Annotated in this window: 29 protein-coding genes; 11 read left to right on the top strand and 18 right to left on the bottom strand. The window is 69.2% G+C overall.

What is annotated here, in order from left to right:
* Positions 1 to 8 precede the first annotated feature (8 nt).
* The 4 genes from ACNYS0_RS25460 to bcp form a co-directional block, all read right to left on the bottom strand.
* The gene (locus tag ACNYS0_RS25460) at positions 9 to 845 is read right to left on the bottom strand and encodes an HNH endonuclease (RefSeq protein ID WP_422476776.1); all 837 of its coding nucleotides are present in this window, start codon (positions 843 to 845) and stop codon (positions 9 to 11) included.
* Entirely contained in the window at positions 842 to 1,465 is a 624-nt protein-coding gene (locus ACNYS0_RS25455) for an HNH endonuclease signature motif containing protein (protein ID WP_422476775.1), read from the bottom strand. Before ACNYS0_RS25455 ends, ACNYS0_RS25460 begins: the two co-directional genes overlap by 4 nt.
* Positions 1,466 to 1,623: 158 nt before the next feature.
* Positions 1,624 to 3,126 (bottom strand): glycine betaine/L-proline transporter ProP, encoded by a 1,503-nt coding sequence (gene proP, locus ACNYS0_RS25450; RefSeq protein ID WP_422476774.1) that lies wholly within the window; start codon positions 3,124 to 3,126, stop codon positions 1,624 to 1,626.
* A 173-nt stretch (positions 3,127 to 3,299) separates the two neighbouring features.
* Positions 3,300 to 3,767: a thioredoxin-dependent thiol peroxidase gene (gene bcp / locus ACNYS0_RS25445; RefSeq protein ID WP_327655519.1), complete on the bottom strand. Its 468-nt coding sequence runs from the start codon at positions 3,765 to 3,767 to the stop codon at positions 3,300 to 3,302.
* Between the two features lie 157 nt (positions 3,768 to 3,924).
* Here bcp and ACNYS0_RS25440 point away from each other — a divergent pair, with 157 nt between their 5' ends.
* Entirely contained in the window at positions 3,925 to 4,263 is a 339-nt protein-coding gene (locus ACNYS0_RS25440; protein ID WP_422407552.1) for a DUF3618 domain-containing protein, read from the top strand.
* Positions 4,264 to 4,421: 158 nt separating this feature from the next.
* Positions 4,422 to 4,724, top strand: a complete 303-nt coding sequence (locus ACNYS0_RS25435; protein WP_422482775.1) for a GroES family chaperonin — start codon at positions 4,422 to 4,424, stop codon at positions 4,722 to 4,724.
* 82 nt (positions 4,725 to 4,806) lie between these two features.
* Here the strand turns inward: ACNYS0_RS25435 and ACNYS0_RS25430 are convergent, their stop codons facing one another.
* Positions 4,807 to 7,086, bottom strand: coding sequence for a transglycosylase domain-containing protein (locus ACNYS0_RS25430; protein ID WP_422476773.1), 2,280 nt, complete (start codon positions 7,084 to 7,086; stop codon positions 4,807 to 4,809).
* A gap of 159 nt (positions 7,087 to 7,245) precedes the next feature.
* Between ACNYS0_RS25430 and ACNYS0_RS25425 the strand changes: the two genes are divergently transcribed.
* From ACNYS0_RS25425 to ACNYS0_RS25410, 4 genes are read left to right on the top strand one after another with little or no spacing between them, the layout of a single operon-like run.
* A complete protein-coding gene (locus ACNYS0_RS25425; RefSeq protein ID WP_422476772.1) occupies positions 7,246 to 8,049 on the top strand; it encodes an ABC transporter permease in 804 nt (267 codons plus the stop codon).
* Between the two features lie 52 nt (positions 8,050 to 8,101).
* Positions 8,102 to 8,866, top strand: coding sequence for an ABC transporter permease (locus ACNYS0_RS25420; RefSeq protein ID WP_422482774.1), 765 nt, complete (start codon positions 8,102 to 8,104; stop codon positions 8,864 to 8,866).
* A gap of 8 nt (positions 8,867 to 8,874) precedes the next feature.
* Complete coding sequence (locus tag ACNYS0_RS25415; RefSeq protein ID WP_422476771.1) at positions 8,875 to 9,861, top strand: ABC transporter ATP-binding protein; 987 nt, start codon at positions 8,875 to 8,877, stop codon at positions 9,859 to 9,861.
* A gap of 25 nt (positions 9,862 to 9,886) precedes the next feature.
* The gene (locus ACNYS0_RS25410; protein ID WP_422476770.1) at positions 9,887 to 10,591 is read left to right on the top strand and encodes a DUF1707 SHOCT-like domain-containing protein; all 705 of its coding nucleotides are present in this window, start codon (positions 9,887 to 9,889) and stop codon (positions 10,589 to 10,591) included.
* Between the two features lie 834 nt (positions 10,592 to 11,425).
* On the opposite strand, the gene rdgB is transcribed toward ACNYS0_RS25410, so the two are convergent.
* The 4 genes from rdgB to ACNYS0_RS25390 all read right to left on the bottom strand — a co-directional run bounded on the left by rdgB (position 11,426) and on the right by ACNYS0_RS25390 (position 13,681).
* The gene (rdgB, locus tag ACNYS0_RS25405) at positions 11,426 to 12,031 is read right to left on the bottom strand and encodes an RdgB/HAM1 family non-canonical purine NTP pyrophosphatase (RefSeq protein WP_422476769.1); all 606 of its coding nucleotides are present in this window, start codon (positions 12,029 to 12,031) and stop codon (positions 11,426 to 11,428) included.
* 28 nt (positions 12,032 to 12,059) lie between these two features.
* Positions 12,060 to 12,449 (bottom strand): hypothetical protein, encoded by a 390-nt coding sequence (locus ACNYS0_RS25400; RefSeq protein ID WP_422476768.1) that lies wholly within the window; start codon positions 12,447 to 12,449, stop codon positions 12,060 to 12,062.
* A gap of 158 nt (positions 12,450 to 12,607) precedes the next feature.
* Entirely contained in the window at positions 12,608 to 13,342 is a 735-nt protein-coding gene (gene rph / locus ACNYS0_RS25395) for a ribonuclease PH (protein WP_356376303.1), read from the bottom strand.
* A 105-nt stretch (positions 13,343 to 13,447) separates the two neighbouring features.
* A complete protein-coding gene (locus tag ACNYS0_RS25390; protein WP_306322340.1) occupies positions 13,448 to 13,681 on the bottom strand; it encodes a PTS sugar transporter subunit IIB in 234 nt (77 codons plus the stop codon).
* Positions 13,682 to 13,871: 190 nt separating this feature from the next.
* On the opposite strand from ACNYS0_RS25390, the gene ACNYS0_RS25385 reads away from it, so the two are divergent.
* Both ACNYS0_RS25385 and ACNYS0_RS25380 read left to right on the top strand, forming a co-directional pair.
* A complete protein-coding gene (locus ACNYS0_RS25385) occupies positions 13,872 to 15,155 on the top strand; it encodes a PTS transporter subunit EIIC (RefSeq protein ID WP_422476767.1) in 1,284 nt (427 codons plus the stop codon).
* A 165-nt stretch (positions 15,156 to 15,320) separates the two neighbouring features.
* On the top strand, positions 15,321 to 16,571 hold the full coding sequence (locus ACNYS0_RS25380) for a PTS transporter subunit EIIC (RefSeq protein ID WP_422476766.1): 1,251 nt from the start codon (positions 15,321 to 15,323) through the stop codon (positions 16,569 to 16,571).
* Positions 16,572 to 16,659: 88 nt separating this feature from the next.
* On the opposite strand, the gene ACNYS0_RS25375 is transcribed toward ACNYS0_RS25380, so the two are convergent.
* Positions 16,660 to 17,412 carry an MBL fold metallo-hydrolase gene (locus ACNYS0_RS25375; protein WP_266710785.1) on the bottom strand — a complete coding sequence of 251 codons (753 nt, stop codon included), beginning with the start codon at positions 17,410 to 17,412 and terminating at the stop codon, positions 16,660 to 16,662.
* 222 nt (positions 17,413 to 17,634) lie between these two features.
* Between ACNYS0_RS25375 and ACNYS0_RS25370 the strand changes: the two genes are divergently transcribed.
* Positions 17,635 to 18,078 carry a type II toxin-antitoxin system PemK/MazF family toxin gene (locus ACNYS0_RS25370; RefSeq protein ID WP_422476765.1) on the top strand — a complete coding sequence of 148 codons (444 nt, stop codon included), beginning with the start codon at positions 17,635 to 17,637 and terminating at the stop codon, positions 18,076 to 18,078.
* A 93-nt stretch (positions 18,079 to 18,171) separates the two neighbouring features.
* On the opposite strand, the gene ACNYS0_RS25365 is transcribed toward ACNYS0_RS25370, so the two are convergent.
* The 7 genes from ACNYS0_RS25365 to clpS all read right to left on the bottom strand — a co-directional run bounded on the left by ACNYS0_RS25365 (position 18,172) and on the right by clpS (position 22,928).
* Complete coding sequence (locus ACNYS0_RS25365; RefSeq protein WP_266710789.1) at positions 18,172 to 19,122, bottom strand: PLP-dependent cysteine synthase family protein; 951 nt, start codon at positions 19,120 to 19,122, stop codon at positions 18,172 to 18,174.
* Between the two features lie 8 nt (positions 19,123 to 19,130).
* A complete protein-coding gene (locus ACNYS0_RS25360; RefSeq protein ID WP_422476764.1) occupies positions 19,131 to 19,409 on the bottom strand; it encodes a MoaD/ThiS family protein in 279 nt (92 codons plus the stop codon).
* A 120-nt stretch (positions 19,410 to 19,529) separates the two neighbouring features.
* Complete coding sequence (locus ACNYS0_RS25355) at positions 19,530 to 19,631, bottom strand: putative leader peptide (RefSeq protein WP_323179532.1); 102 nt, start codon at positions 19,629 to 19,631, stop codon at positions 19,530 to 19,532.
* Positions 19,632 to 19,732: 101 nt separating this feature from the next.
* Positions 19,733 to 20,149, bottom strand: coding sequence for a M67 family metallopeptidase (locus ACNYS0_RS25350; protein ID WP_399233421.1), 417 nt, complete (start codon positions 20,147 to 20,149; stop codon positions 19,733 to 19,735).
* Between the two features lie 76 nt (positions 20,150 to 20,225).
* Complete coding sequence (locus ACNYS0_RS25345) at positions 20,226 to 21,662, bottom strand: amino acid permease (protein ID WP_422476763.1); 1,437 nt, start codon at positions 21,660 to 21,662, stop codon at positions 20,226 to 20,228.
* Between the two features lie 332 nt (positions 21,663 to 21,994).
* Positions 21,995 to 22,600, bottom strand: coding sequence for a DUF2017 domain-containing protein (locus ACNYS0_RS25340; protein WP_422476762.1), 606 nt, complete (start codon positions 22,598 to 22,600; stop codon positions 21,995 to 21,997).
* A 10-nt stretch (positions 22,601 to 22,610) separates the two neighbouring features.
* Positions 22,611 to 22,928 carry an ATP-dependent Clp protease adapter ClpS gene (gene clpS / locus ACNYS0_RS25335; RefSeq protein ID WP_422407566.1) on the bottom strand — a complete coding sequence of 106 codons (318 nt, stop codon included), beginning with the start codon at positions 22,926 to 22,928 and terminating at the stop codon, positions 22,611 to 22,613.
* Positions 22,929 to 23,008: 80 nt separating this feature from the next.
* Here clpS and ACNYS0_RS25330 point away from each other — a divergent pair, with 80 nt between their 5' ends.
* A complete protein-coding gene (locus ACNYS0_RS25330; protein ID WP_422476761.1) occupies positions 23,009 to 24,337 on the top strand; it encodes a nicotinate phosphoribosyltransferase in 1,329 nt (442 codons plus the stop codon).
* A 93-nt stretch (positions 24,338 to 24,430) separates the two neighbouring features.
* Complete coding sequence (locus tag ACNYS0_RS25325; protein ID WP_422476760.1) at positions 24,431 to 25,021, top strand: isochorismatase family protein; 591 nt, start codon at positions 24,431 to 24,433, stop codon at positions 25,019 to 25,021.
* Between the two features lie 128 nt (positions 25,022 to 25,149).
* On the opposite strand, the gene ACNYS0_RS25320 is transcribed toward ACNYS0_RS25325, so the two are convergent.
* On the bottom strand, positions 25,150 to 25,476 hold the full coding sequence (locus tag ACNYS0_RS25320; protein WP_422476759.1) for a hypothetical protein: 327 nt from the start codon (positions 25,474 to 25,476) through the stop codon (positions 25,150 to 25,152).
* Positions 25,477 to 25,595 lie beyond the last annotated feature (119 nt).

Here is a 25,595-nt window from a genome sequence, read left to right as displayed (position 1 = left end):
GGGCCACTCTACTGGGTGAGGCGTTCGCGGTTCGAGAAGGATTCGGTCTGGCTGTGGCATGAGGGACAGAGGTAGCGGAGGTTGTCCCGGCGGTTGTCGAGCCTGTCCCCGTTGATGTGGTCGATCTCAAGGACCAGCCGCTTCCCCTGCCACGCATCACCCAGGCCGCACTCGGCACAGCCGTGCGGAACTCCGACTTCGTCGAGAGCTCTACGCAGCAGGGCCGTCCGAGTCCGCGACGAGCCTGCCGGCCGGCGCACAAGGATCTCCTGGGCCGTCATACGCGTTGGTGAGGGAACGCCGACGTAGTGCCCCTGCCCCGTGAAGTGCTCGGTCGAGAGACCGTACTCGTCGATACTTCGACGCGCCTTGGCGCGGGCGGCCCCGTTGAACGGCGGCAGCCCAAGGCGACGCATCAGGTCCGCCAGGCCATGGGAAGCGGCGACGGCTCGCGTGATTTCCTCCTCGGGGAAGAGACCGCTGCCGATGCCAGATCGTGGCGGCACGAAATGACTGGTGTCGACACCGAACAGCTTGAGCCGCCGCTTCACGTGCTCGTACGGGCCGTCTTCTGGCGGAATGCCCATCACGAGGAACATCCCGCGGATGCTGGTGGAACGCGCCGCCGCTTCGGTCAGAACTTCTTTGGAGTACGACCGCTTCGGCCGTTCAGGCAGCGGTTCGTCCTGGAAGTGAGACGTGTCGATGCCGTAGTGGGCGAGCCGCATGCGCAGATACCTGCGTGGCTTGCTGCCCATGGGCGCGTCGACGCGTCGCATGAGATCGACCAGGCTGGAGGAGGCCGCCGCGGTCTTCTCCAGGAGTTCCCGTGGGTACTTGCTCACGCCGACGCCTCCTTCCGGCCGCGGTAGGTGTCGGTCACGGAGTGGCAGTTGGGGCACAGCAGGCGCAGGTTCTCGCGGCGGTTGTCCCACCACTGACCGTTGATGTGGTCGACCTCCAGCCGCAGGGGCCGGTTGTTCCACTCCGTGCCCGTCCCGCACATCGCGCATTGCTCGGGGATGCCGAGCTGCAGCAGCCCTCGCCGGAGACGGCGCCCCGGAACACGGCCGTCCGCCGGCGACCGAAGGACCAGCGGGTTGCCGAGGGCCCCCTTGGGCCGCTGCTCGGGTCGTACGAAGTGCGAGGTGTCGATGCCGAGCGCCGCGATCCGCCGACTGATGTGAGCCTGGTTGCCGCCCACAGCGTTGACGCCCAGGCGGCGCACGACGTCCTTGAAACTGCTGGCCTCCGCGACCACCGCTCGGAGTGTCTCCTCCGTGTGCCGTGACCAGTACCGAGGAAAGTGCGACGTGTCGATACCCTCCTCGGCCATCCGTTTCTGGAGGTAGGCCCGGCGGCCCGCCGTCGGCTCACCCCCGCAATACCGAACCGCCTCGTCCCACGTCCCCGCGCTTCGGGCCGCCGCCTCCAGCAGGTCCCGTGTGTACCGCTGCCCCGTCATGTGCGCCCTCCCCTTTTCGGCCGCGCGTTCGCGGCCTCGTACAGGGAAACGAAATGAAAATCGGACCGTCACGCACGGAATGCGGAACGGTCCGAACTGTGTGGGCGGGCCACATATGGGGGGTGTGGCCCGCCCACACAAGGAACAAGGGAGGGGTGTCAGAACTTCGGTGTCGGGGCCTGGGATTCGACCATTTCCGCGGCCTCCTCGTCCGTCTCCACCGAGGGCGGGGAGCCGGCCAGGGGCTGCTTGGCGGTCTCCTTCATGCAGGCGACCGCGATGACGCCGACGAGGGCCGCGGCCATCGAGTAGTACGCGGGCATCATGTCGGAGCCGGTGAGGCCGATCAGGGCGGTGATGACCAGGGGGGTCGTGCCGCCGAAGATCGAGGCCGAGAGGTTGTAGCCGACCGAGAGGGAGCCGTAGCGGACCTGGGTCGGGAAGAGCGCCGGGAGCGCCGCCGACATGGTGCCGAGGAGGCAGACCAGGGAGAGGCCGAGCAGCAGCATGCCGAGCGAGACCGCCCACAGGGCGCCGTTCTTGACCAGGAGGAAGGACGGGACCGAGAGGACGAAGAAGCCGATCATGCCGGCCATCAGGAGCGGCTTGCGGCCGAAGCGGTCGGAGAGCTTGCCGACCTGGTTGATCAGACACATGAGGACGATCATGGTGACGATCAGGATCAGCAGGCCGTGCGTCTCCGAGTAGCCCATCTCGTCCGACAGGTAGGTCGGCATGTACGAGAGGAGCATGTAGTCGGTGATGTTGTACGCGCCGACGAGGCAGATGCAGAGGATCAGCGTGGGCCAGTAGTCGCGGAAGATCTTCGCGAGGTCGCCCTTGGCCGTGGTCTCCACGGAGGAGGCGGCGTCGGTCGCGCGGTGCGAGGACTCGTCCTCCAGCTTCTGGAAGGCGGGGGTCTCGTCGAGGCGGAGCCGGAGGTAGAGGCCGACCAGGCCGATGGGGCCCGCCACCAGGAACGGGATGCGCCAGCCCCAGGACTCCATGCCGTCGCTGCCGAGGACGGAGGTGAGGATCGTGACGAGTCCGGCCGCGCCGACGTAGCCGGCGAGGGTGCCGAACTCGAGGAAGCTGCCGAAGAATCCGCGCTTCTTGTCGGGGGCGTACTCGGCGATGAAGGTGGAGGCGCCGCCGTACTCGCCGCCGGTGGAGAAGCCCTGGACGAGGCGGAAGAGGATCAGCAGGACCGGGGCCCAGAAGCCGATCGTCGCGTAGGACGGGATCAGGCCGATCGCGAAGGTGCCGATGGCCATGAGGATCATCGTCAGCGCGAGGACCTTCTTGCGGCCGACCTTGTCACCCATGGGGCCGAAGACCATGCCGCCGATCGGGCGTACGAGGAACGAGACCGCGAAGGTCGCGAACGACGAGATCAGCTGGACCGTGTCGTTCCCGGAGGGGAAGAAGACGTGGCCGATGGTGACGGCGAGGTAGGAGTAGATGCCGAAGTCGAACCACTCCATGGCATTACCGAGCGACGCCGCCTTTACCGCGCGCTTCACAGCGGTGTCGTCGGTGACGGTGATGTCGGTGCGGCGCAGCGGCGGGTTCTTGCGCCGCTTGACGGCGCGGAACAAGGCGCGGTGACGCTTGACCGCCTCCGGGTCGGGCACCAGCCCTTCCTCGGTGTCGGTGGTCATGGGGTGGATCCCTTCTCTGACTGCAAAGCGCTTCCAGGTTCCACCTGCTCACGGTCGTTGGTTGCAAACGAAAGTCCCAGGCGATCGGGACTTTCGTCACAACCTTTCGTCCCTAACCTCCGTCAATGACCGAAGTTCCGCACGCGGAATTGGTCCGGAAGGTGCGGGGATTCTCAGATGCCGAGATCCTTGATGATCTTCGCTACGTGGCCGGTCGCCTTCACGTTGTAGAAGGCGCGCTCGACCTTTCCTTCCTCGTCGACGACCACCGTTGAGCGGATCACTCCGGTGACGACCTTGCCGTAGAGCTTCTTCTCGCCGAAGGCGCCGTAGGCCTCGAGGACCTTCTTCTCGGGGTCGCCCACCAGGGTGACCTTGAGGTTTTCCTTCTCGCGGAACTTGGCGAGCTTCTCCGGCTTGTCGGGGGACACGCCGATGACGTCGTAGCCGGCCTCGGCGAGGACGTCGAGGTTGTCGGTGAAGTCGCAGGCCTGCTTGGTGCAGCCGGGGGTAAGCGCAGCGGGGTAGAAGTAGACGATCGTCTTGCGGCCCTTGTGGTCGGCGAGGGAGACCTCGTTGCCGTCGGCGTCGGGCAGGGTGAAGGCGGGCGCGGTGTCGCCGGGCTGAAGTCGCTCGCTCATGGGGGCCTCCTGGGGCGTCGTGACACGTGGTCTTCGCAAGTGGACTCGGTTGAGCGTAATGGGGGTGCCGGGGGGTGGGGCGGGCGGCGAGCTGACAGACTGTCCATTACTCATACGCAGTGAGAGCAGCGACCTTGGAGGCAGCGCGGTGTCGCACATGTCCAGCACGCCGGATACCCCGGATACGCGAACCCCGGCTCAGATCGAGGCGGACATCAAGCGCCGCCGCGACACCCTGGCCGAGACGCTCGACGAGATCGGGATCCGGGTGCACCCGAAGACGATCGTCGGTGACGCGAAGGCCAAGGTCGCCTCGAAGGTGGACCACACTCTTGGGCGGGCCTATGTCGGGGCGAACCGGCTGGTCTCCGAGGTGAAGGGGCAGCTGGTCTCCGAGGAGGGCGCGCCTCGTCTGGAGCGGGTCGTGCCGCTCGCGCTCGTCGTGGTGGGCGTGACGGGGCTGCTCGTGGTGGGTTCGCGGCGCCGCAAGCGCTGACCGCGGGGCGGCCTTGACGGTGTCCCGCCGGTTCCCGGATGGCGGACGAAGGGCCGACCCGGCGGCGTACAAGTGCGCGTGGGGCAGGTAAGTTCGTCGGCGTGAGCGCCAATCCCGATAAGCACAGCACCCGCCATGACGACAAGCTGCCCATCCGCATGCTGCACGACCGTGTGCTCGTGCGGCAGGACTCCTCCGAGGGCGAGCGGCGCAGTGGCGGCGGCATTCTGATTCCCGCGACGGCGGCCGTCGGCAAGCGGCTTGCCTGGGCCGAGGTCGTCGCGGTCGGGCAGAACGTGCGGGCCGTGGAGCCGGGTGACCGGGTGCTGTTCGATCCGGAGGACCGGGCGGAGGTCGAGGTGCGGGGTGTCCCGTACGTGCTGATGCGCGAGCGGGATCTGCACGCGGTGGCGGCCGACCGGTTCGAGGGTTCCGAGGATTCGACGGGCCTGTACCTGTAGCCGACCGACTGTGCACGTCAGGGCTGGTGACCGTGGTCACCAGCCCTTTTCCATGCGTTGCCGCGTCTCGCGGTCGTGGAGGTCAGGGCGACCTCAGGGCGCCCAGGGGGTTCACGTCCGTGTCGCCGGGGCTGGGGGAATCGGTCGGTTCCTCGCCGCCCGTCGGTTCCTCGGACGGGGGCGTCTCGCTGGACGGTTCCTCGGACGGGGTCTCCTCGTCCGAGGGGGTCGCGGAGGCGGTGTCCGAGGGGGACTCGGTCGCCGTGTCCGAGGGGGACTCCGGGGCCGAGGGCAGCGGTTCCTGTTCGGCGCCGCTCTGGAGGTCCAGGTCGAAGTCGCTCGCCGGGGTGCCGGACAGGGCGGCCTGGGTGAACTGGGCCCAGATCTGCGCCGGGTATCCGCCGCCGTTGATCCGGGGGAGGCCCGTCGCCCCGTACAGCGGGGTCTGGGTGCCGGAGACCGGGTCCTGGCCCATCACGGAGACGACGGTGGCGAGGTCGGGGGTGTAGCCGGCGAACCAGGCCGCCTTGTCCTCCTCGGCTGTGCCGGTCTTGCCGGCGGCGGGGCGGCCCGCGGCCTTGGCGGCGGTGCCGGTGCCGCCGTCGACGACCGACTTGAGGATCGACGTGGTGGTGTCGGCGGCCTGGCGGGGGACGGCCTGCCGGGTCTCCTTCTTGGGGAGGGTGATGTCCTCGCCGTTCTTGGTGATCGAGTCGAGCAGCGTGTACCTGCCGTGTTCGCCGTGGTTGGCGAGCGTCGCGTAGGCCTCGGTCATGTCGAGGACGGAGGCGGTGGACGGGCCGAGGGCGATCGACGGGGAGGCCGTCAGGTCCGGGGTGTCCGAGGGGATGCCGAGGTCGAGGGCGGTCCGTTTGACCTTGTCGGAGCCGACGTCGACGGCCATCTGCGCGTACACGGCGTTGACGGACTTGTCGGTGGCGGTGGAGACGGTGATGTTGCCGTAGGAGCGGTCGTCCTCGTTGGCGGGTGCGTAGTGGCCGCCGTCCCAGCCCTGTACGGGGCGCTTGTTGGTGCCGTCGTAGATGGTGCTGGGGGTGATGCGGCGGCCGTCCTGCGTGGTCGAGGCGTTCTCGACGGCGGACGTGAACACGAACGGCTTGAAGGTGGAGCCGACCTGGTAGTCGCGGCGGGTGGCGTTGTTGACGTACTGCTTGGTGTAGTCGACGCCGCCGTACATGGCGCGCACCTTGCCGTTGGAGGGGTCGATGGCGGCGCCGCCCGCGCGGACGTTCTTGTCGATGTCCCGGGCCTTCTTGTCGAGCTTCGACATCAGCTGGTCGTCGACCGCCTTCTGGAAGGCGTTCTGTTTCTTCTTCTGGAGCGTGGTGGTGATGCGGTAGCCGCCGCCGGCGAGGGTGTCCTCGTCGAGGATCTTGTTGTCGGTGATGTAGTCCTTCACGGCCTGCACGAGGTACCCGCGCTGGCCGGAGAGGCCGGAGGGCGCCTTGGCCTGGTCGGGGGCGGGGAACTTCATGTTCTCGCGGTCGGAGGCGTCGAGCCAGCCCTCCTTGACCATGCCGTCGAGCACGTAGTTCCAGCGGGCGGTGGCGGCGTCCTTGTTCTCGGGGTGGGCGGCCACGTCGTACGCGCTGGGGGCGTTCACCAGGGCGGCGAGGTAGGCGCCCTGGGCCGCCGACAGGTCCTGGACGTCCTCGCCGTAGTAGGCCTGGGCGGCGGCCTGGATGCCGTACGCGTTGCGCCCGAAGTAGCTGGTGTTGAGGTAGCCCTCGAGGATGTCGTCCTTGGACTTCTCGCGGTCGAGCTTGATGGAGATGAAGAACTCCTTCACCTTCCGGGAGACGGTCTGCTCCTGGCCGAGGTAGTAGTTCTTCACGTACTGCTGGGTGATGGTCGAGCCGGACTGTTTGCCCTTGCCGGTGAGCGTGTACCAGGCGGCGCGCAGCATGGCCTGCGGGTCGACGGCGGATTCGGAGTAGAAGTCGCGGTCCTCGGCGGCGAGCACCGCGTGCTGCACCGATTTGGGGATCTGAGTGAGGCTCACGTTCTCCCGGTTGACCTCGCCGTCGCGGGCGATCTGGCTGCCGTCGGCGTACAGATAGACGTTGCTCTGGGCGGTGGCCGCGGAGTTGGCGGCCGGGATGTCCACGAGGAAGTAGCCGAGTGCGAACAGGCCGATGCACAGCAGGACGAAGCCGATGACGCCGCCGAGCACCATCCGCCACGTGGGGATCAGGCGCCGCCAGCCGGTGCGCCCCGGGCGTTTGGCCTTGCCGGTGGCGGCGGGCGTGGCGCCCGCGTCGTGCGCTGCCGGTTCCTGGGGCTCCGTCGGCTGCTCAGGCTGCTCGGGCTGCTGGGGCCGCTCCGGCTCGTCGCTGCTCATGTCCTGTGGAACTCCTGATCCGCCTCGTACGTCACGTACGCCTCGTATGGCACATAAGACCTCTAAGACTGCTACACCGCACGGAAAATCCGTGGCAGGCGACGCGCACTCTGACTAGGCTCCTGCGCTTCGGCCCATTTCGCGAGGGGGACTGGACTGGTGGGAGCAGTGCGGCTGTACGCGACTGTCGCGGCCGGGGGTTTCCGCAGGTACGCCACCTATCGCGGGGCGACGCTCGCCGGGGTCTTCACGAACACCGTGTTCGGCCTGATCATCGCCTGCACCTATATCGCGCTGTGGGACGAGCGGCCGCACCTCGGCGGGTACGACCAGGCGCAGGCGCTGACGTTCGTGTGGGTCGGGCAGGCGATGTTCGCGGTGATGGTGCTCCAGATCGGCGGCGGCTTCGAGACCGATCTGATGGAGCGGATCCGCAGCGGGGACATCGCCGTCGACCTGTACCGGCCGGTGGATCTTCAGTGCTGGTGGCTGGCGCAGGACCTGGGCCGGGCCGCGTTCCAGTTCCTGGGGCGCGGGGTCGTGCCGATGGCGGTGGGGTCGCTGATCTTCCGACTGGCGCTGCCCACGGACCCGTTGAGATGGGCGGCGTTCCTGCTGACGCTGCTCGCGGGGGCGACGGTGAGCTTCGCGATCCGCTATCTGGTGGCGCTGTCCGCGTTCTGGCTGCTCGACGGCAGTGGGATCGTGCAGATGTCGGGGCTCGTGTCGACGTTCCTCTCGGGGATGCTGCTGCCGCTGAACGTGTTCCCGGGCGCCTTCGGCGAGTTCGCCCGCGCGCTGCCCTGGTCGGCGCTCCTCCAGGTGCCGGCGGATGTGCTGCTCGGCGAGCGGGGCGTGGCGGGCGCGCTGCTGTTCCAGGGGGTGTGGGCGGTGGTGCTGCTCGGCGCGGGGCGGCTGCTCCAGTCCGCCGCGACACGGAGGGTGGTGCTTCAGGGTGGCTGAGCGGGGCACGGTCCTTGCCGAGGCGGCGCGGACGTACCGGCTTGTGGGCGGGATGTGGATCCGGTCCACGATGACGTACCGGGCGTCGTTCCTGATGACGGTCTTCGGGAACTTCGCGGTGACCGGCCTGGAGTTCGTCGGGATCCTGCTGATGTTCTCGCAGGTCGACCGGCTCGGCGGGTACGGGCTGCCCGAGATCGCCTTCCTGTACGGGGCGGCGGGCACGTCCTTCGGCCTCGCGGACCTGGCGTTCGGCTCGGTGGGGCGGCTCGGGCAGCGGGTGCGGGACGGCACGCTCGACACGTTCATGGTGCGGCCGGCGCCGGTGCTCGCGCAGGTCGCGGCGGACCGGTTCGCGCTGCGCAGGCTGGGGCGGGTGACGCAGGGCGTGGTGGTCCTCGGGTGGAGCCTGACGGCGATCGACGTGACGTGGACGCCGCTGAAGGTGCTGCTCGTCCCGGCCCTGGTGGTCAGCGGCGGCGCCATCTTCACGGCCGTGTTCATCGCGGGCGCGGCCTTCCAGATCGTGGCGCAGGACGCCTCCGAGGTGCAGAACGCGGCGACGTTCGGCGGCAACGCGATGCTCAGCTATCCGCCAACGGTCTTCGGCGACTCGCTGCTGCGCGGCGTCACCTTCGTCCTCCCCCTGGCCTTCGTGAACTGGCTGCCCGGCCTGTACATCCTGGGCCGCCCCTATCCGCTCGACCTGCCGCGGTGGGTGGCGTTCGCGCCGCCGCTGGTGGCGGCCGCGTGTCTGGCCCTCGCGCTGCTCGCCTGGCGGGCGGCGCTTCGTACGTACCGCAGCACAGGGAGTTGACGTTGGAAATGGGGCCCATGGGGGACGAGTTCATCCGGCTCGACGAGGTCGAGAAGGTCTTCGACGTACGGCGCAAGACGGGCTTCATGCGGCGGGAGCGGCGCGAGGTGCGGGCCGTGGACTCGCTGAGCTTCAGCGTGCGGCGCGGCGAGATGGTCGGCTACATCGGGCCGAACGGGGCGGGCAAGTCGACGACGATCAAGATGCTGACGGGCATCCTCACCCCGAGCGGGGGCCGGCTCCGGGTCGCGGGCATCGACCCGTCGAGGGAGCGGGCGCGCCTGGCGAGCCGGATGGGCGTGGTGTTCGGGCAGCGGACGACGCTGTGGTGGGACCTGCCGCTGATCGACTCGTACCGCCTGATGCGCCGGATGTACCGGGTCGAGGAGCGCCGCTACGAGGAGAACCTGGCTCGCTGCGTCGAACTCCTCGAACTGGGCGACCTGTTGGAGACGCCGGTACGGCAGCTGTCGCTCGGGCAGCGGATGCGCGGGGACATCGCGGCGGCGCTGCTGCACGACCCCGAGGTGCTGTACCTGGACGAGCCGACGATCGGCCTGGATGTGGTGTCGAAGGTCAAAGTACGCGGATTCCTCCGGGACTTGAACGCCGAGCGCGGCACGACGGTCCTCCTCACGACGCACGACCTGACCGACATCGAGCAGCTGTGCCGCCGCGTGATGGTCATCGACCACGGGAAGCTCATGTACGACGGCGAGCTGGACGGCCTGCACGCGACGGGCGGCGCGGCGGCGGAGCGCACGCTCGTCGTCGACCTGGAGCGTGAACTGCCGCCGCTGGACGTGGAGTTCGCGCGGGTGGTGAAGGTGGAGGGGGTGCGGCAGTGGCTGGCGTTCCCGGCCGGGCAGTCGGCGGCGCCGCTCGTGGCGGGGATCGCGGAGCGGTATCCGCTGGTCGATCTGTCGGTGCGCGAGCCGGACATCGAGGCGGTGATCGCGCGGATGTATGCGCGGGACACGTCCGTAGCGCCGTGACGCCGACGTTCGTACGCTGACACTCATGACGGACGAATCCGGCCTCCCGAGGCCCTCCGCTGCCACCCCCGAACTGCGCGCGTCCGATGCCGACCGAGAGCTGGTCGCCGAGCGGCTGCGGGACGCGCTCGCGGAGGGGCGGCTCGACATGGAGGAGTTCGGCGAGCGGCTCGACGCGGCGTATCAGGCGCGTACGTACGGGGAGTTGGCGCCGCTCACGAAGGACCTGCCGGTCGGGTCGGGGGCTTCGGGGGCCGTGAGTTTCGTGAAGGAGCCGCTGCCGGAGGGGGCCGTCGACTGGTCGGCGCGGATCCGGGGCGAGGCGAGTTCCACGTGGGGCGTCGGGATCATGTCCGGGTTCCAGCGCAAGGGGCGGTGGACGGCGCCGCGGCGGTTCAACTGCTTCACGTTCTGGGGCGGCGGCGAGATCGATCTGCGCGAGGCGGACTTCGAGGCGCGCGAGGTCGTGATCAACTGCGTGGCGGTCATGGGCGGGGTGAACGTGATCGTGCCGCCGGGCGTGGAGGTCGTGGTGCGCGGCATCGGCATCATGGGCGGCTTCGACCACAGCGAGGAGGGGGTACCGGGCGAGGTGGGCGCGCCGCGCGTGGTGATCACCGGTTTCGCCTTCTGGGGCGGGGTCGGCGTGGAACGCAAGGTGACGCGGGCGGAGAAACGCCGCCTGAAGGAGGCGCGGCGGCGCGGTCGCTTGGAGCGGGGGGACGGGTGAGCGCTGCTCGGGCCGGGGGCGGGGTGGGGCTGAGGGCTGCCGGGGGTGGGGGAGGTCGGCCGGGGTTTGCTGGGGCGGGGTGGGCGCTGCTCGGACCTGGGGCGGGGCGGGGGCTGAGGGCTGCCGGGGGCGGGGGAGGTCGGCCGGGGTTTGCTGGGACGGGGTGGGGCTGAGAGCCACCGGAGGCGGGGTGGGGCCAGGACTGCCGGGGGCGGGGTGAGGCTGAGAGCCACCCGAGGCGGGGTGGGGGTTGCTGAGGCGGGGGCGGCGCCTACCGCGCCGCGGGGCGGCTGTGTCGTTTCCGGCCGCCGCCCATCTCCCACCCACCCGCCCCCTCCGGGGGCGTCGGCCCCGCGGGGTTCCGCAACCGTTGCGGTCGGCCGCACCGCTTCGGGGCTCCGCCCCGGACCCCGCGTCTCAATCGCCGACGGGGCTTCAAAAGATTCAGGGCTCCAGCCCCGGACCTCGCGTCTCAATCGCCGGCAGGCCCTCAAAGGATTCGGGGCTCCGCCCCGGACCCCGCTGCTCAATCGCCGCAGGGGCTTGATGTTGCCCGCCGCGCGGACCCTGCCCACGGGGGCCGAGCCCCCGGAGGGGGCGGGTGGGTGGGAGATGGGCGGGGCAACGGGCCAGGCAGCGGGGTACCTGGCCCGAGCGGTGCGGGTAGGTCGTTCAAGCCCCGCCGGCGTTTGAGGCGCGGGGTCCGGGGCGGAGCCCCGAGACCGCAACGCCGGCGCCGCAGAATCAGACCCCAGGCGCAACGCCGCTGCCGCAGAATCAGACCCCAGGCGCAACGCCGGTGCCGCGGAATCAACCCCGAGGCCCAGGAACGGCTCAGCCCAACAGGTCCCGCACCACCGGCACCAACGCCCGAAACGCCTTCCCCCGGTGGGAAATCGCGTTCTTCTCGTCCGCCGACAGCTCCGCCGCGGTGCGGGTGTCCCCCTCGACCTGAAGGATCGGGTCGTATCCGAAGCCCCCCGACCCCGCGGGCGCGTGCCGCAGCACACCGCGCAACTGGCCCTCGACCACCCGCTCCGTCCCGTCCGGCAGGGCGAGCGCCGCCGCGCACGCGAAGTGGGCCCCGCGATGGACGTCGTCGTCGATGTCACCGAGCTGGGCCAGCAGCAGGTCCAGGTTGGCCTTGTCGTCGCCGTGCTTGCCGGCCCAGCGGGCCGAGAAGATGCCGGGCGCGCCGCCGAGGACGTCGACGCAGAGGCCGGAGTCGTCGGCGACGGCGGGCAGCCCGGTCGCCCTGGCGAGGGCGTGGGCCTTGAGGAGGGCGTTCTCGGCGAACGTCACGCCGGTCTCACGGACGTCCGGGACCTCCGGATACGCGTCGGCGCCGACCAGCTCGTGGGGCAGGCCGGCGTCGGCGAGGATGGAGCGGAGTTCGACGATCTTGCCGTTGTTACGGGTGGCGAGGATGAGGCGGGTCATGCCACCCAGTGTTCCAGGCCCTCCCCCACTACGACGTGCAGACCTTCGTCAGCTCGCCCGCGGAGTCGGTGACCGGGGAGACGTCCGGGGTCTCGTCACCGTTCTTGATCGACGTACGGACGTTGTCCACGGCCTTGTTGAGGTCGTCGACGGCCTTCGAGACATCGGCGTTGTCGGTCTTGTCGCCGATGCTGTCGAGGTTCTTGTCGATCTTGTCGAGGGACTCGTCGGCCTGCGTCGGGTCGTTGGACGCGTTCTCCACGGCCTGCTGGAGCTCGGCGACGCTGTCGGCGACGGACTCGGCGGTGCGGGCACAGTCGAGTGCCTTGTCGACGGCCGAGCAGCCGACGGTGGCGGGAATCGCGACGAGCGCCGCGGTGGCGGCCAGTACGGCGAGACGGCGGTGGCGCGCGGGCATGGAAGGGTCCTCCCCCTGAAGTACGGACGGGCGGACGGCAGTTGGTGTCGTGCGCCGTCCACCCACCCGTAGGGACGCAGTCGATGGCTGGGCGGTTGCTGTGCCCGGCCACCCTACTTGGGGAGTTCTTTACCTCGGCGGACAGTTGTCGGCGGGCGTTATCCGAGCGTCTCCTCCAGCGCCTTGCGCTGGATCGCGGCGAGCTCGTCGCAGCCCGCGACGGCCAGGTCGAGCAGGGAGTTGAGCTCGTCGCGGGCGAACGGCTCGGCCTCGGCGGTGCCCTGGATCTCGACGAAGCGGCCGTCGCCGGTGCAGACGACGTTCATGTCGGTGTCGGCGCGCACGTCCTCCTCGTAGGGGAGGTCGAGCATGGGGACGCCGTCGATGATGCCGACGGAGACGGCGCTCACCGAACCGGTCAGCGGCTTGCGGCCGGCCTTGATGATCTTCTTGCCCTGGGCCCACGCCACCGCATCCGCGAGCGCCACGTACGCGCCGGTGATGGCGGCCGTGCGCGTACCGCCGTCGGCCTGGAGGACGTCGCAGTCGAGGACGATCGTGTTCTCGCCGAGGGCCTTGTAGTCGATGACGGCGCGCAGCGAGCGGCCGATCAGACGGCTGATCTCGTGCGTGCGGCCGCCGATCTTTCCGCGCACGGCCTCGCGGTCGCCGCGGGTGTTCGTGGAGCGCGGGAGCATCGAGTACTCGGCGGTGACCCAGCCCTCTCCGCTGCCCTTGCGCCAGCGCGGGACGCCCTCGGTGAAGGAGGCGGTGCAGAAGACCTTGGTGTCTCCGAAGGAGACGAGGACGGAGCCTTCGGCGTGCTTGCTCCAACCGCGTTCGATGGTGATCGGGCGGAGCTGTTCGGGGGTGCGGCCGTCGATGCGAGACATGGGGACGAGCGTATCGGGTGCGCCGAAGGCCCCACCTTCCGCATGGCCGAAGGCCCCGCCCTCCGTACAGGGGGGCGGGGCCTTCGCGCGCGTGGCCTCAGCGGCTCACATCATGTCTTCGATGTCGGCGGCGATGGGGTCCGCGTCGGTGCCGATGACGACCTGGATCGCGGTGCCCATCTTGACGACGCCGTGGGCGCCGGCGGCCTTGAGCGCGGCCTCGTCGACCAGGCTCGGGTCGGAGACCTCGGTACGCAGGCGGGTGATGCAGCCCTCGACCTCTTCGATGTTGTCGAGCCCGCCGAGGCCGGCGACGATCTTCTCAGCCTTCGTGGCCATTTCGTTCTCCCTGTGTTCTCCGGGCCCGCCTCTGGGCCGCTTTGTCACGGTAACCCACGGTTGGCCCATCTTCGCGGGCGGTAACCCCACCCGTGACGAAAGATGACGAGCACGGACCGACCCGTCCCCGCAACTGGTCTACACCAGTATCCAACGACCGCCAAGCGTGGCTTGTTCCGGGAGGACGCTCATGAGCTCCAACGCTGCCGCCGCACCACGACCGAGCCCCTGGAGCAACTTCTTCCAGGGGCTCCAGAAGATGGGGCGCAGCCTTCAACTGCCCATCGCCGTGCTCCCGGCGGCGGGCATCGTCAACCGTCTCGGCCAGCCCGACGTCTTCGGCGACGACGGTCTCGGCTGGACGAATGTCGCCAAGGTCTTCTCGGGCGCGGGTGGCGCGCTGCTCGACGCCGACCTCGGGCTGCCGCTGCTGTTCTGCATCGGTGTCGCGATCGGCATGGCCAAGAAGGCGGACGGTTCGACGGCTCTCGCGGCGGTGGCCGGCTTCCTCGTCTACCGGGGCGTCCTCCACCAGTTCCCGATCGACTGCCCGGCCGGGTCGAAGGAGGTGGCGACGGGCTGTCTGGCGGACGGGGCCGTGACCGCCGCGACCTTCCAGAACCCCGGCGTGTTCGGCGGCATCATCATGGGCTTTCTGGCCTCGTTCTTCTGGGTCCGTTACCACCGCACCAAGTTGGTCTCCTGGCTCGGCTTCTTCAACGGCCGCCGGCTCGTCCCGATCATCATGGCCTTCGTCGGCATCGTCTTCGCGGCGCTGTGCCTGTGGATCTGGCCCGCGATCGGTGACGCCCTGGAGAGCTTCTCCAACTGGCTGGAGAGTCTGGGCGCGGTCGGCTCCGGCATCTTCGGTGTCGCCAACCGGGCGCTGCTCGTGATCGGTCTGCACCAGTTCCTCAACGTCCCGCTGTGGTTCCAGTTCGGCTCGTACACGAAGCCCGACGGCACGACCGTGCACGGCGACATCAACATGTTCCTGAGCGGCGACCCGAGCGCGGGCATCTACCAGTCCGGCTTCTTCCCGATCATGATGTTCGCCCTCCCCGCGGCCTGCCTGGCGATCGTGCACTGCGCGCGGCCGGAGCGGCGCAAGGTGGTCGGGGGCATGATGCTGTCGCTGGCGCTGACCTCGTTCGTCACCGGCATCACCGAACCGATCGAGTACTCCTTCGTGTTCATCGCTCCGGCGCTGTACGCGGTGCACGCGGTTCTGACCGGTGTGTCGATGGCGGTGACCTGGGCGCTCGGCGTCAAGGACGGCTTCAGTTTCTCCGCCGGTCTGATCGACTATCTGATCAACTGGAACCTGGCCACGAAACCATGGATGATCATTCCGATCGGCCTCGTCTTCGCTCTCCTCTATTACGTGATCTTCCGTTTCGCGATCACGAAGTGGGACATCAAGACTCCGGGGCGCGAGCCCGAGGAAGAGGTCGAGGACATCACCAAGGCATAACGCTTTCGGCTCCGCCGCGAGCGCCTGCGGCAAGGGCCCCCGGACCACTCGGTCCGGGGGCCCTTTGCTGCGGGAATCAAGGGTTCCTTATCCCGCCTTGACCGTGCTACAACAGGTCTACACCACTGAGTGGTGTAGACCATCTGCTTTTCATGGAGGAAGTTGATGAGCACCGCCAGCGCTACGGCGGCCCCCGCAAAGAAGCGGGGCTCCGGCCTTTTCCAGGGCCTCCAAAAGGTGGGCCGCAGCCTGCAGTTGCCGATCGCGGTGCTTCCTGCCGCCGGCATCATGGTGCGGCTCGGCCAGGACGACATCTTCGGCAAGGACGGCCTCGGCTGGGACAAGGTCGCCGCGGTCTTCAACAACGCGGGCAGCGCCCTCACCGGCAGCCTTCCCATTCTGTTCTGCATAGGCGTCGCCATCGGCTTCGCCAAGAAGTCCGATGGCTCGACGGCGCTCGCCGCCGTCGTCGGCTTCCTCGTCTACAGCAAGGTCCTCGAGGCCTTCCCGGTCACCGAGGCGGTGATCAAGAAGGGCGAGGACGTCGCGGCGACGTACAACGACCCGGGTGTCCTCGGCGGCATCATCATGGGTCTGCTCGCGGCCGTCCTGTGGCAGCGGTTCCACCGCACCAAGCTGGTCGACTGGCTCGGCTTCTTCAACGGCCGTCGGCTCGTCCCGATCATCATGGCCTTCGTCGGCATCGTCATGGGTGTCTTCTTCGGCCTGATCTGGGAGCCCATCGGCAACGGCATCTCCAGCTTCGCCGACTGGATGACGAGCCTCGGCTCCGGCGGTGCCGCCCTCTTCGGCGGCGTGAACCGCGCGCTGATCCCGGTCGGCATGCACCAGTTCGTGAACACCGTCTCCTGGTTCCAGCTCGGTGACTTCACCGACTCGGCCGGTGCCGTCTGGCACGGCGACATCCCGCGCTTCCTGCACGGCGACCCGACCGCGGGCATGTACCAGTCCGGCTTCTTCCCGATCATGATGTTCGGTCTGCCGGCCGCCGCCATCGCCATCGCGCACTGCGCCCGCCCCGAGCGCCGCAAGGCCGTGATGGGCATGATGGTCTCGCTCGCCCTGACCTCGTTCGTCACGGGTGTGACCGAGCCGATCGAGTTCTCGTTCATGTTCATCGCGCCGATCCTGTACGTGCTGCACGTGGTGCTCACCGCCGCCTCGATGGCCCTCACCTGGGGCCTGGGCGTGCACGACGGCTTCAACTTCTCGGCCGGCTTCATCGACTACGCGCTGAACTGGAACCTGGCGACGAAGCCATGGATGATCATCCCGATCGGCCTCGTCTTCGCGGTCGTCTACTACGTGGTGTTCCGCTTCGCGATCACCAAGTTCGACCTCAAGACCCCGGGCCGCGAGCCCGAGGAGGAGGTCGAGGACCTCACGAAGGCGTGAGCCCCTCCCCCGCGTGACGCACGAGGGCCCCGGAACCGCTGAAGGTTCCGGGGCCCTCGTCGTTCCCGTACGCGGACGGGTACGGGGCTCAGACCGTGTACGTCACTCCCGGCGCGGCCAGCTCCACCGGGCCGTCGTACACCGCGCGCGCGTCCGCGAGGTTCACCTGCGGGTCGGTCCACGGCGGGATGTGCGTGAGGACGAGCTTGCGGGTGCGGGAGCGCTGCGCCGCCTCCCCCGCCTCCCGGCCGTTGAGGTGCAGCGCCGGGATGTTCTCCTTGCCGTGCGTGAACGCGGCCTCGCACAGGAACAGGTCGCTGTCCTCGGCCAGTTCGTCCAGCGCGGCGCACGGCCCGGTGTCCCCGGAGTACGTCAGGGAGCGCCCGCCGTGCTCGACCCGGATCGCGTACGACTCCACCGGGTGGCAGACCTTCTCCATGCGGACGGAGAACGGCCCGATCTCGTACGAGCCCGGCTTCACGGTGTGGAAGTCGAAGACCTCGCTGAACGCGGAGGCCGAGGGCGTGTCGGCGTGCGCGGTGGTCAGGCGCTGCTCGGTGCCCTCGGGGCCGTAGACGGGCATGGGGGCGCAACGGCCGCCGTCGTGGCGGTAGTAGCGCACGACGAAGTACGCGCACATGTCGATGCAGTGGTCCGCGTGCAGATGCGAAAGGAAGATCGCGTCGAGGTCGTAGAGACCGACGTGGCGCTGCAACTCGCCCAGGGCGCCATTGCCCATGTCGAGGAGCAGCCGGTAGCCGTCGGCCTCGACGAGGTAGCTCGAGCAGGCCGAATCCGCGGACGGGAACGACCCCGAGCAGCCGACGACGGTGAGCTTCATAAGAGCCTTCAACCTCCGCGCTGGCGGTCGGAAAATGCGGGGTGGAACCAAGGGCCTTGGGCCGGAAGGTGTGCCAAGGGGGTCAGTCGAGCGTAAGGCGCAAAAGGGCGGGTGGCTCCTCCGTCACGGGCTGTTGTGGGCGAACTCACCTGCGCTGTCACCGGTTCGGAGGGGTTCGGGGCGCGGAAGCACCCCGCGCGTCCCACCGGTACCGTCATGCCTATGGACACGTCCTGGTGGCTCGCGCTCGCTGCCGTCGTACTGCTCGCGCTCGTCGCGACGCTGGTCGACGGGTGGGGGCGCGGCACGCGCCACCGCCGCCGGGAGCGGCACGCGCCGCGGGAGGGACACGCCCGTGGGCCCGAGCCGGGTGACATCTGGTGGGCGATGGTGCCGTACGAGGACGGGCCCGGCGGCAAAGATCGGCCGTGCCTGGTCCTGTCGGTGCGGCGCGGGGTGGCCACGGTCGCCAAGATCACCAGCCGCTACCACGACGAGCGGCCGGGTGTGATCGCGTTGCCGCCGGGGTCGGTGGGTGACGCGCGGGGGCGGGCGAGCTTCCTGGAGACGGACGAGCTCCGTCAGGTGCCGCTGGCGGATTTCCGGCGGCCGGCCGGGGTGATCGATCCGGGGTTGTGGGACCAGGTCCGGCATCTGGGCAGGTGAAAGCCCCTCCGGCGCTGCGGTCCCGGGGCTCTGCCCCGGACCCCGCTCCTCAATCGCCGGAGGGGCTCAAAATGACGTGGCTGATCCGAGAGGTCACGCCCAGAGTTGGCCGTGCAGGACCTCGATCGCTTCTTCCGTCGTGGCCGCCGTGTAGACCCCCGTCGACAGGTACTTCCAGCCGCCGTCGGCCACCACGAACACGATGTCCGCGGACTCCCCCGCCTTCACGGCCTTCTTGCCGACGCCGATCGCGGCATGCAGCGCCGCCCCCGTGGAGACGCCCGCGAAGATGCCCTCCTGCTGGAGGAGGTCACGCGTGCGGGTCACCGCGTCGGCCGAGCCGACCGAGAAGCGGGTCGTGAGGACGGAGGCGTCGTAGAGCTCGGGGACGAAGCCCTCGTCCAGATTGCGCAGGCCGTAGACGAGGTCGTCATAGCGCGGCTCGGCCGCGACGATCTTGACGTCGGGCTTGTGCTCGCGCAGATAGCGGCCGACGCCCATGAGCGTGCCGGTGGTGCCGAGGCCCGCGACGAAGTGCGTGACGGACGGGAGGTCGGTGAGGATCTCCGGGCCGGTCGTGGCGTAGTGCGCGCCCGCGTTGTCCGGGTTGCCGTACTGGTAGAGCATCACCCAGTCCGGGTGCTGCTCGGCCAGCTCCTTGGCGATGCGGACCGCCGTGTTGGAGCCGCCCGCCGCCGGGGACGGGATGATCTCCGCGCCCCACATCGCGAGCAGGTCGCGGCGCTCCTGCGAGGTGTTCTCCGGCATGACGCAGACGATGTTGTAGCCCTTGAGGCGGGCGGCCATCGCGAGCGAGATGCCGGTGTTGCCGGAGGTGGGTTCGAGGATGGTGTCCCCGGCCTTGATCCGGCCTTCCTTCTCGGCCTGTTCGATCATGTGGAGCGCGGGGCGGTCCTTGATCGAGCCGGTCGGGTTGCGGTCCTCCAGCTTCGCCCAGATCCGCACGTCGTCGGAGAGCGAGAGCCGCGGCAGGCGCACCAGGGGGGTGTTGCCCACCGCGGCCAGCGGGCTGTCGTAGCGCATGAGCCGGCTCAGCGCATTCCGCCGGCCACGGCCGGCAGGATCGTGATGCTGTCGCCGTCGGAGAGCTTGGTGCTGATGCCGTCGAGGAAGCGGACGTCCTCGTCGTTCAGGTACACGTTCACGAAGCGGCGCAGCTGACCGTTGTCCACGATGCGGTCGGCGATGCCCGCGTGCCGCGTGTCCAGGTCGGCGAAGAGCTCGCTGAGGTTGTCCCCGGCGCCTTCGACGGCCTTCGCGCCGTCGGTGTAGGTGCGGAGGATGGTCGGGATGCGGACCTCGATGGCCATGCTGGGCTCCTGTCGGGAGTCGGAAGTCGTGTGGGTGAGCGCGCCGGGGCGCGGGCGTTTCCGGTCAGGTGCGTGGGTGGCTGGAGCAGCGGGCCCTCGACGGGCGCCCGGCGATCCGGCTCAGCGCGGACAGATGGCGCTGGCGAGGCGGCACAGGTCGACGTGCAGCCGCGCCACGAGCAGCATGCCCGGCGTCTTTTCGCTCACGTCGTGGGAAACCATGGGCTCATCGTATCGATTCCCGGTCCGGATCCCGGAATGTGATCTCATCATGCGGTCGAAATGCGTCCGGTGGCTGAGAACGTCGAGGTCGAGGGCCGCCGTCAGGCGGTGATCTCGACCTCTTCCTCGGTGATCTCGCCCTCGACGATGCGGTACGAGCGGAACTGGAAGGGGCCCGCGTCGTCCGCGTCGGCGGTGGAGACCAGGACGTAGTGGGCGTTCGGCTCGTTCGCGTACGTGACGTCGGTGCGCGAGGGGTACGCCTCGGTGGCCGTGTGCGAGTGGTAGATGACGACCGGCTCCTCGTCGCGGTCGTCCATCTCGCGGTAGAGCTTCAGCAGGTCACCCGAGTCGAACTCGTAGAACGTGGGCGAGCGGGCGGCGTTCAGCATCGGGATGAAGCGCTCGGGGCGGCCCTCGCCGACCGGGCCCGCGATGACGCCGCAGGCCTCGTCGGGGTGGTCCTTGCGGGCGTGCTCGACGATCTGGTCGACCAGGGTCTGGGAAATCTTCAACATGCGGCCAGCATAAGCAAGTGGGCCTCCTCGTACCGGAGTGCGGTACGAGGAGGCCCACTTGGTGAGACGGGGAGCGTCAGCCGCGCTTCGAGAAGGCGGCGGCCTCCGGGTTGCGCTTCTTGAGGAAGAAGTACGAGACACCCAGGATCGCGGCCCAGACCGGCGCGGCGTACAGGGAGACGCGCGCGTCCGGGTCGATGCCCATCAGGACGATGACCATGAAGATGAACGCCAGCGCGAGACCGCTGACCCAGACGCCCCACGGCGCGCGGAACTCGGACTTCGGGAGCTCACCGCGGTCGGACTTGAGGCGGTAGCGGATCTGGCAGATCAGGATGATGATCCAGGCCCACATGCCGGAGATGGTGGCGAAGGAGACGACGTAGTTGAACGCCTCGCCCGGCCACTGGTAGTTGATCCAGACGCCGACCAGCATCATCGCGGCGGAGAACGTGGTGCCGATGACCGGCAGGCCGTTCTTGCTGAGCTTGGTGAAGAAGCTCGGGCCCTGGCTGTTCTGCGCGAGGTCGCGCAGCATGCGGCCGGTGGAGTACATGCCCGAGTTGCAGGAGGACAGGGCGGCGGTCAGCACGACGAAGTTGACGATGGCGGCGCCGACGCCGAGGCCCATCTTGTCGAAGGCGTGCACGAACGGGCTCTCGCCGGCCTTGAAGGAGGTCCACGGCACGACCGAGAGGATCATGATCAGGGCGCCGACGTAGAAGACGGCGATGCGCCACGGCACGGTGTTGATGGCCTTCGGCAGGACCTTCTTGGCGTCCTTGGCCTCGCCCGCGGTGACACCGACGAGCTCGACCGCGAGGAACGCGAACATCACCATCTGGAGGGTCATCAGCGTCGAGCCGATGCCGTTCTCGCCGGCGAAGAAGCCGCCGAGGTCCCACAGGTGCGTGAGGGAGGCCGTGTCACCGGCGTCGGAGAAGCCGATGGTCAGGATGCCGGCGCAGATCAGGATCATGCCGATGATGGCGGTGACCTTGACGGTGGAGAACCAGAACTCCAGCTCACCGAAGAGCTTCACGGAGATCAGGTTGGCGCCGTAGAGGATGACGGTGAAGACGAGTGCGGACACCCATTGCGGGATGTCCCACCAGAACGTCATATAGGTGGCCGCCGCGGTGACCTCGGTCATTCCGGTGATGACCCAGAACAGCCAGTACGTCCAGCCGGTCGCGAAGCCCGCGAAGGGGCCGATGAACTCGCGTGCGTACTCCGAGAAGGAGCCGGACACGGGGCGGTACATGAGGAGCTCGCCGAGAGCCCGCATGATGCAGAAGATGACCACGCCGGCGACCGCGTACGCCAGGATCAGGCTGGGCCCCGCCTTGGAGATGCCCTTGCCCGCGCCGAGAAAGAGGCCGGTCCCGATGGCGCCGCCGATGGCGATCATCTGGATCTGCCGGGCCCCGAGTCCCCGCTTGTAACCCTCGTCGGTCTCGGCCTGCGCGGCCTCATTGCCGTCGTGCTGCTCGTCGACCTGCACTGAGGTCATGGTGTGCGCCTTTCTCCATGCCGATCCGTGCCGTGCGCGGCTCGGATCGACTGTGACGATCCTTTGGGGTCTGGGCCCCTGGATGGATGGAGCTGGTGCCTACCGGCGGTCGGCCGGTCGGGGCGCCCCCCGACAGGACAGGGGTGGCGTCCCTCGGGTGGTCGTGAAGATTTATCACGGCGTTCATCGGGGTCGGCCGGGACGCGTGTGGCCCACGCCACCAGGAAAACAGGACAAAACAATCACCGCACCACAATGTGGGTGGGTGCGGTGACGGGATCGTTATACGGATTTGAGGACCCGCTGAGCGAACAGCACAACCTGACCGAAGGTCAGGCCGTCAGGGTCTCGACGAGGGTCTCCTGGAGCCCGCCGAGCCACAGATACGCCATCACCATCGGCTTGCGCGCGTCGTCGTCCGGGAGCCGGTAGAGGAGGTCCGTGTCCTCCTCGTCGGTGATGTCGAGGCGGGTGCCGATCGCCAGGCGCAGATCGTTGAGCGCGCGCATCCACTGGACCGACTCGCCCTGCTGGAGCTTGAGGACCGCGCCGCCGTCCCCCGCGGGGCTGAGCGTGTCGAGCGAGCGGATCACCGCGAGGGCGTCCTCGCGCTTGCCGGCCCGCAGGTCGTTCTCGGTGAAGCGGCGGAACTCCGAGGAGTGGGCGCGCAGTTCGTCGGCGTCCTCGACGCTCTCGCCCTCCCCGCCCGGACCGCCGTAGGCGTCGGGGAAGAGGCGGCGCAGCACCGCGTCGGAGGGCGGTTCGCTCGGCCCCTCGGCGAAGAGTTCGGCGAGCGGGTCGTCGCTCACCTCGCCGCCGGGGCCCGGCCCGATCAGCTCGAGGAGCTGGACCGCCAGCGAGCGGATGATGGAGATCTCGACGTCGTCGAGGGCGACGGCCGCGCCGCCACCGGGGATCGGTTCGAAATGTCCTGGCATCGGGATGCTGCTACTTCCGATCCTGTTGAAGCGTGGCCCACAGGCCGTACCCGTGCATCGCCTGCACGTCGCGTTCCATCTCCTCGCGGGAACCGGTGGAGACGACGGCCCGGCCCTTGTGGTGCACGTCCATCATGAGTTTGGTGGCCTTGTCCTTGGAGTACCCGAAGTACGTCTGGAAGACGTACGTCACGTAACTCATGAGGTTCACCGGATCATTGTGGACGAGCGTGATCCAAGGGACGTCCGGCTCGGGGACGACGGACGCGTCCTCCGTCGTCTCGGGCCTTTCGATCTCAAGGGGTGCTGGAGCCGTCACAGGGCCCATGCTGCCACCACCACCCGCCCCACGCACAAACGGACGCAGAAATCGTCACCCTGACGTTAATCGGGGGTAGCATCCTTCGTATGAACACAGCGGACCTTGGCCTGCCGGTGGACGTTCCGTCGACAGCGCTCTTCACCGACCACTATGAGCTGACGATGTTGCAGGCCGCCCTGCGCGCGGGCACCGCCGACCGGACTTCCGTCTTCGAGGTCTTCACCCGCCGCCTGCCCGAGGGCCGCCGCTACGGCGTCGTCGCGGGCACCGGGCGCGTCCTGGACGCCGTCGAGAACTTCCGCTTCGACGCGCAGGTGCTCGACTTCCTGCGCGAGCGCGACGTCGTCGACGAGCCGACGCTGCGGTGGCTCGCGGACTACCGCTTCTCCGGCGACATCTGGGGCTATCCCGAGGGCGAGGTCTACTTCCCCGGCTCCCCCGTGCTGCGCGTCGAGGGCTCCTTCGCCGAGTGCGTGCTCCTGGAGACGGTGATCCTCTCGATCCTGAACCACGACTCGGCGATCGCCGCAGCCGCCTCCCGGATGTCCTCGGCAGCCGGGGACCGGCCGCTGATCGAGATGGGTGCGCGCCGTACGCACGAGCTGGCCGCCGTGGCCGCCTCGCGCGCCGCGTACGTGGGCGGCTTCGCGACGACCTCGGACCTGGCGGCGGGTTTCCGGTACGGGATCCCGACCGTCGGCACCAGCGCGCACGCCTTCACGCTGATCCACGACACCGAGCGGGACGCGTTCCGGGCCCAGGTCGACTCCCTGGGCAAGGGGACGACGCTACTGGTCGACACGTACGACGTACAGGAGGCGGTCGCGACGGCCGTCGAGATCGCGGGGCCCGAGCTGGGCGCCGTCCGCATCGACTCCGGTGACCTGCTGCTCGTCGCGCACCGGGTGCGGCAGCAGCTGGACGAGTTGGGCGCGACGAACACCAAGATCGTCGTCACCTCCGACCTCGACGAGTACGCCATCGCCTCGCTCGCCGCCTCGCCGGTGGACGCGTACGGGGTGGGTACGCAGCTGGTGACCGGGTCCGGGCACCCCACCTGCTCCATGGTCTACAAGCTGGTCGCGCGCGCCGAGTCCGCCGACCCGAAGGCGCCGCTGGTGCCCGTGGCGAAGAAGTCGGCGGGCGGGAAGACCTCGATCGGCGGCCGCAAGTGGGCCGCGCGCCGGCTGGACGCGGACGGGGTCGCGGAGGCCGAGGTCGTCGGCACGGGGGACGTCCCGGCGGACCTTGCCGACCGGCAGCTCCTCGTCGAGCTGGTCAAGGGCGGTGAGGTGCTGGCCCGGGAGCCGCTCGACGCGGTGCGCGAGCGGCACATCGCGGCGCGCGACCTGCTGCCGCTGTCGGCGACGCAGCTGTCGCGTGGCGAGCCGGTGATTCCGACCGAGTACGTCTGAGGGCCGCGGCCTTCCCCGGTGCGCGCCACGCCCTCTCCCGCAACGCACTTGAAGCTTCTACGCTCGTAGTCTCCAAGCAGAAGGACAGCAATCATGCGTCGCGCCCTGATCGTCGTGGATGTGCAGAACGACTTCTGCGAGGGCGGCAGCCTCGCGGTGGCGGGGGGTGCCGATGTCGCTGCCGCGATCACCGATCTCGTCGGGCAGGCCGGGGGCGGGTGCTACCAGCACATCGTCGCCACGCGTGACCATCACGTCGACCCCGGTGACCACTTCTCGGAGGCGCCGGACTTCGTGCGCAGCTGGCCGCGGCACTGTGTCGCGGGGACCGAGGGGGTGGGGTTCCATCCGAACTTCGCCCCCGCGGTGGCCTCCGGCGCGATCGACGCGGTGTTCGACAAGGGGGCGTACTCGGCCGCCTACAGCGGCTTCGAGGGGGCGGACGAGAACGGGGTGCCGCTGGCGGAGTGGCTGCGGGCGCGGGAGGTGTCCGAGGTGGATGTGGTCGGGATCGCCACGGATCACTGCGTTCGCGCTACCGGGTTGGATGCGGTGCGGAACGGGTTCCGGACCAAGGTGCTGCTCGATCTGACCGCCGGGGTCGCGGCTGCCTCTACCGAGGCGGCGCTGGATGAGCTGCGCTCGGCTGGGGTCGAGCTGAGCGGGAAGCCCGTCGTGGCTTGACGTCGCGGGGTTCTGCCCCGGACCCCGCTGGCTCTCGTCCAAGAGCGGGGCTCGATTTGGGGCTCTGCCCCGGGCCCCGCGCCTCAATCGCCGGCGGGGCTTGATTTGCTCACCCGGGCTTGCGGATGTCAGGCGCCGGCCGCGCTCACGCTGCCCGGCAGGAGTGCTCGTATCGGGTGCCACAGTTCGCCGGATCTTGGGTCCGGGGCCGTGCGCCAGATGAGGCCGTCGGGGTGGTGGAGGACCGCGGTTATCTCGTCCGGGGTCGGCGGGTGGGCGTTGCCCCGCAGGTAGACCGCGCGCAGGCCCAGATTGCGCAGGCGGGTCAGGGCCCGGGGGCGGTTCGCGGCGTGCACCAGGACCCGTACGGCGCCGTCGGCCGAGCCGGGCGCGGGCAGGGTCAGGGCGACGACCACGGTGCCTCCCGGCAGCTTGCAGAACCCTCCTGCGGACATGACTGTCACACCCCCGTGAGACGTAGTGTCAATAAGGAACTCACAGGACGCACCTAAGCACGACCGGCCGCGACCCCGCTAGAGGGTCGCGGCCGATCCGCTTCTGACCTGCGGTTTTA

This window comes from Streptomyces anthophorae, from assembly GCF_049310305.1.
GTDB lineage: Bacteria > Actinomycetota > Actinomycetes > Streptomycetales > Streptomycetaceae > Streptomyces.
Note: the sequence above shows the minus strand (reverse complement) of the source record. Positions and strands in the feature narration are given on the sequence as shown.

Excerpts from the sequence above, each read along its gene's own strand:
- ACNYS0_RS25455 (WP_422476775.1), bottom strand. The coding sequence starts at position 1,465 with ATGACGGGGCAGCGGTACACACGGGACCTGCTGGAGGCGGCGGCCCGA.
- proP (WP_422476774.1), bottom strand. The coding sequence starts at position 3,126 with ATGACCACCGACACCGAGGAAGGGCTGGTGCCCGACCCGGAGGCGGTC.
- bcp (WP_327655519.1), bottom strand. The coding sequence starts at position 3,767 with ATGAGCGAGCGACTTCAGCCCGGCGACACCGCGCCCGCCTTCACCCTG.
- ACNYS0_RS25440 (WP_422407552.1), top strand. The coding sequence starts at position 3,925 with ATGTCCAGCACGCCGGATACCCCGGATACGCGAACCCCGGCTCAGATC.
- ACNYS0_RS25435 (WP_422482775.1), top strand. The coding sequence starts at position 4,422 with ATGCTGCACGACCGTGTGCTCGTGCGGCAGGACTCCTCCGAGGGCGAG.
- ACNYS0_RS25430 (WP_422476773.1), bottom strand. The coding sequence starts at position 7,086 with ATGAGCAGCGACGAGCCGGAGCGGCCCCAGCAGCCCGAGCAGCCTGAG.
- ACNYS0_RS25420 (WP_422482774.1), top strand. The coding sequence starts at position 8,102 with ATGTGGATCCGGTCCACGATGACGTACCGGGCGTCGTTCCTGATGACG.
- ACNYS0_RS25415 (WP_422476771.1), top strand. The coding sequence starts at position 8,875 with ATGGGGCCCATGGGGGACGAGTTCATCCGGCTCGACGAGGTCGAGAAG.
- ACNYS0_RS25410 (WP_422476770.1), top strand. The coding sequence starts at position 9,887 with ATGACGGACGAATCCGGCCTCCCGAGGCCCTCCGCTGCCACCCCCGAA.
- rdgB (WP_422476769.1), bottom strand. The coding sequence starts at position 12,031 with ATGACCCGCCTCATCCTCGCCACCCGTAACAACGGCAAGATCGTCGAA.
- ACNYS0_RS25400 (WP_422476768.1), bottom strand. The coding sequence starts at position 12,449 with ATGCCCGCGCGCCACCGCCGTCTCGCCGTACTGGCCGCCACCGCGGCG.
- rph (WP_356376303.1), bottom strand. The coding sequence starts at position 13,342 with ATGTCTCGCATCGACGGCCGCACCCCCGAACAGCTCCGCCCGATCACC.
- ACNYS0_RS25390 (WP_306322340.1), bottom strand. The coding sequence starts at position 13,681 with ATGGCCACGAAGGCTGAGAAGATCGTCGCCGGCCTCGGCGGGCTCGAC.
- ACNYS0_RS25385 (WP_422476767.1), top strand. The coding sequence starts at position 13,872 with ATGAGCTCCAACGCTGCCGCCGCACCACGACCGAGCCCCTGGAGCAAC.
- ACNYS0_RS25380 (WP_422476766.1), top strand. The coding sequence starts at position 15,321 with ATGAGCACCGCCAGCGCTACGGCGGCCCCCGCAAAGAAGCGGGGCTCC.
- ACNYS0_RS25375 (WP_266710785.1), bottom strand. The coding sequence starts at position 17,412 with ATGAAGCTCACCGTCGTCGGCTGCTCGGGGTCGTTCCCGTCCGCGGAT.
- ACNYS0_RS25370 (WP_422476765.1), top strand. The coding sequence starts at position 17,635 with ATGGACACGTCCTGGTGGCTCGCGCTCGCTGCCGTCGTACTGCTCGCG.
- ACNYS0_RS25365 (WP_266710789.1), bottom strand. The coding sequence starts at position 19,122 with ATGCGCTACGACAGCCCGCTGGCCGCGGTGGGCAACACCCCCCTGGTG.
- ACNYS0_RS25360 (WP_422476764.1), bottom strand. The coding sequence starts at position 19,409 with ATGGCCATCGAGGTCCGCATCCCGACCATCCTCCGCACCTACACCGAC.
- ACNYS0_RS25355 (WP_323179532.1), bottom strand. The coding sequence starts at position 19,631 with ATGGTTTCCCACGACGTGAGCGAAAAGACGCCGGGCATGCTGCTCGTG.
- ACNYS0_RS25350 (WP_399233421.1), bottom strand. The coding sequence starts at position 20,149 with ATGTTGAAGATTTCCCAGACCCTGGTCGACCAGATCGTCGAGCACGCC.
- ACNYS0_RS25345 (WP_422476763.1), bottom strand. The coding sequence starts at position 21,662 with ATGACCTCAGTGCAGGTCGACGAGCAGCACGACGGCAATGAGGCCGCG.
- ACNYS0_RS25340 (WP_422476762.1), bottom strand. The coding sequence starts at position 22,600 with ATGCCAGGACATTTCGAACCGATCCCCGGTGGCGGCGCGGCCGTCGCC.
- clpS (WP_422407566.1), bottom strand. The coding sequence starts at position 22,928 with ATGGGCCCTGTGACGGCTCCAGCACCCCTTGAGATCGAAAGGCCCGAG.
- ACNYS0_RS25330 (WP_422476761.1), top strand. The coding sequence starts at position 23,009 with ATGAACACAGCGGACCTTGGCCTGCCGGTGGACGTTCCGTCGACAGCG.
- ACNYS0_RS25325 (WP_422476760.1), top strand. The coding sequence starts at position 24,431 with ATGCGTCGCGCCCTGATCGTCGTGGATGTGCAGAACGACTTCTGCGAG.
- ACNYS0_RS25320 (WP_422476759.1), bottom strand. The coding sequence starts at position 25,476 with ATGTCCGCAGGAGGGTTCTGCAAGCTGCCGGGAGGCACCGTGGTCGTC.